This is a genomic window from Burkholderia sp. Ac-20353 (assembly GCF_017104785.1).
Taxonomy (GTDB): Bacteria; Pseudomonadota; Gammaproteobacteria; order Burkholderiales; family Burkholderiaceae; genus Burkholderia.
In genome coordinates, this window is record NZ_JAAGPL010000396.1 from 1 (window position 1) to 2,886 (window position 2,886).

General features: G+C 68.5%; 4 protein-coding genes. All 4 read left to right on the plus strand.

Annotation, left to right across the window (positions count from 1 at the left end; genetic code table 11):
• On the plus strand, window positions 1-629 hold a 629-nt coding region (locus G3N94_RS40575; RefSeq protein ID WP_205799798.1), incomplete at its 5' end, for a pseudouridine synthase.
• Between the two features lie 5 nt (window positions 630-634).
• Entirely contained in the window at window positions 635-1,294 is a 660-nt protein-coding gene (locus tag G3N94_RS40580) for an HAD-IA family hydrolase (protein ID WP_205799799.1), read from the plus strand.
• A complete protein-coding gene (locus tag G3N94_RS40585; RefSeq protein WP_205799800.1) occupies window positions 1,291-1,689 on the plus strand; it encodes a Rieske 2Fe-2S domain-containing protein in 399 nt (132 codons plus the stop codon). The genes G3N94_RS40580 and G3N94_RS40585 overlap by 4 nt, the downstream gene beginning before the upstream one ends.
• 20 nt (window positions 1,690-1,709) lie before the next feature.
• Window positions 1,710-2,699 carry a S49 family peptidase gene (locus G3N94_RS40590; protein WP_205799801.1) on the plus strand — a complete coding sequence of 330 codons (990 nt, stop codon included), beginning with the start codon at window positions 1,710-1,712 and terminating at the stop codon, window positions 2,697-2,699.
• The last annotated feature ends 187 nt before the right edge of the window (window positions 2,700-2,886 follow it).

Sequence of the window (2,886 nt, forward strand, 5' to 3'; positions counted from 1 at the left end):
TCGCGTTCGGCGTGATCGAGCAGTTGCGCCAGGCGCGCCCGCGCGCGAAATTCCTCGAGCTCGTGCACCGTCTCGACCGCGAGACGTCCGGCATCCTGATGCTCGCGAAGAAGCGCACCGCGCTGGTCGGCCTGCACGAGCAGATCCGCGAGAACAAGATGGACAAGCGCTACTACGCATGCGGGCACGGCGAGTGGCAGGCCGACTGGGGCCGCCGCCGCGCGGTCAAGGCGCCGCTGTTCAAGTATTCGACCCCGGAAGGGGAGCGGCGCGTGCGCGTGCAGGACGACGGGCTGCCGTCGCACACCATTTTCAACCTCGTCGAGCGCTGGCCCGAATACGCGTTCGTCGAGGCGGAACTTAAAACGGGTCGGACCCATCAGATTCGCGTGCACCTCGCGCATCTCGGCCTGCCGATCGTCGGCGACGCCAAGTACGGCGATTTCGCACTGAACAAGGCGCTTGCGCGCGCGAACGCGCAGCCGTCGCTGAAGCGGATGTTCCTGCATGCGCACCGGCTGCGGCTCGCCCATCCGCTGACCGGCGAAGCGCTGCAGTTCGACGCGCCGCTGCCGGACGAATGCCGGCGCTTCCTCGACCAACTGAGCGCATTGCGCGATACCGCTTGAAACGCATGTCCCGACAGCAATTTGATCTGATCGTCTTCGACTGGGACGGCACGCTGATGGATTCGACGGCGCACATCGCCTACAGCATCCAGGCCGCATGCCGCGATCTCGGTCTGCCCACGCCGTCCGAGGAGGCGGCCCGCTACGTGATCGGCCTTGGGCTGCGCGATGCGCTGCAGATTACCGCTCCGACCCTCGATCCGTCCGACTATCCGCGCCTCGCCGAGCGCTACCGGTATCACTACCTGATCAAGGACCAGCGCATCGAGCTGTTCGCCGGCGTGCGCGAGCTGCTCGCTGAGCTGCGCGACACGGGCTACCTGCTCGCGGTCGCCACCGGCAAGGGGCGGGTCGGGCTGAACCGCGCGCTCGACCAGGCGAAGCTGACGAGCCTGTTCGATGCGACGCGCTGCGCGGACGAGACGTTCTCGAAGCCGCATCCGGCGATGCTGCAGGAGCTGACGCGTGAACTGGGGCAGGATCTGGCGCGCACGGTAATGATCGGCGACACGACGCACGACCTGCAGATGGCCGCGAGCGCGGGCGCCGCCGGGATCGGCGTCGCGTACGGCGCGCATTCGGCCGATGCGCTCGCCGCGCTGGAGCCGCGCTTCGTCGCGCCGGACGTCGAGGCGCTGGCCGGCTGGCTGCGCGAGCACGCATGAGTGCGATTCCTGCACCGGACCCGATCCGCGTGTGCGCGTCGGACGCGCTGGCCGACTGCGGCACCGGCGTGCGCGTCGACGCGCTGCTGCGCGGCGAACCGGTCGTCGTGTTCTTCGTCCGCTATGATGGGCGCGCGTACGGCTACCTGAACCGCTGCGCGCATGTGCCGATGGAGCTGGACTGGGTCGAGGGACAGTTCTTCGAGTCGTCCGGCCTGTATCTGATGTGCGCGACGCATGGAGCGATCTATGCGCCGGACACCGGCAAATGCGTCGGCGGCCCGTGCCGCGGCGCCCGCTTGCGCCCGGTGGAGGTTGACGAGCGCGACACGCCGGACGGTCGCGCGGTATTCTGGCTGCCCGACGCGGATCTGCGTCCCGCCGCTTCCGACTGACGACAACCAGGCAACCCAGCATGGCCGACCAACCGACCCCTGCCGATTCCTCCTCCCGCTCCGACGGCAGCGAGCCGAACTGGGAGCGCGCGGCGCTCGAGCGGATCGCGCTCGCCGCGATCAGGGAGCAGCGCGCGGCGCGGCGCTGGAAGATCTTCTTCCGCTTCGCGTTCCTCGGCGTGTTCCTGCTGCTCGCGTTTGCGCTGATCGATTTCTCGAGCGATTCGAAGTTCTCGACGAGCGGCCGGCACACGTCGCTCGTGACGATCGACGGCGAGATCGCGGCCGGCGTCAACGCGAACGCCGACGACATCAACACGGCGCTCAACGCCGCGTTCGACGACGACGGCACGGCCGGCGTCGTGCTGCAGATCAACAGCCCGGGCGGCAGCCCCGTGCAGGCGGGCATGGTCTACGACGAGATCAAGCGCCTGCGCGCGAAGTACCCGGGCAAGCCGCTCTACGTGGTCGTGACCGACATGTGCGCGTCGGGCGGCTATTACATTGCGTCGGCGGCCGACAAAATCTATGTCGACAAGGCGAGCATCATCGGTTCGATTGGCGTGCTGATGGACGGTTTCGGCTTTACGGGCCTGATGAACAAGCTCGGCGTCGAGCGGCGCCTGCACACGTCGGGCGAAAACAAGGGCTTCTACGACCCGTTCTCGCCCGAGACGCCGAAGATGGATGCGCACGCGCAGGCGCTGCTCGACCAGGTTCACACGCAGTTCATCAAGGCCGTGAAGGACGGGCGCGGCGCGCGCCTGCACGAGACGCCGGACATGTTCTCGGGCTTGTTCTGGACCGGCGAGAAGGGCGTCGAGCTCGGGCTCGCGGACGGCTTCGGCACGACCGACACAGTCGCGCGCGACGTGCTGAAGGCGCCGGATCTCGTCGACTACACGGTGAAGGAGAGCCTGACGAACCGCGTTGCACGCAAGTTTGGTGCGGCTGCGGGCAACGCCGCGATGAAGGCGCTGGCCGCGGGCGCGCAGCTCAGCCTGCGCTAGATATCAGGGAAGGGCGCGGCTTCCGCGCCGGGCGGCGCGTGGCGCCCCGGCGCGGCCAAGCGCCAAGCGCCAAGCGCCAAGCGCCAAGCGCCAAGCGCCAAGCGCCAAGCGCCAAGCGCCAAGCGCCAAGCGCCAAGCGCCAAGCGCCAAGCGCCAAGCGCCAAGCGCCAAGCGCCAAGCGCCAAGC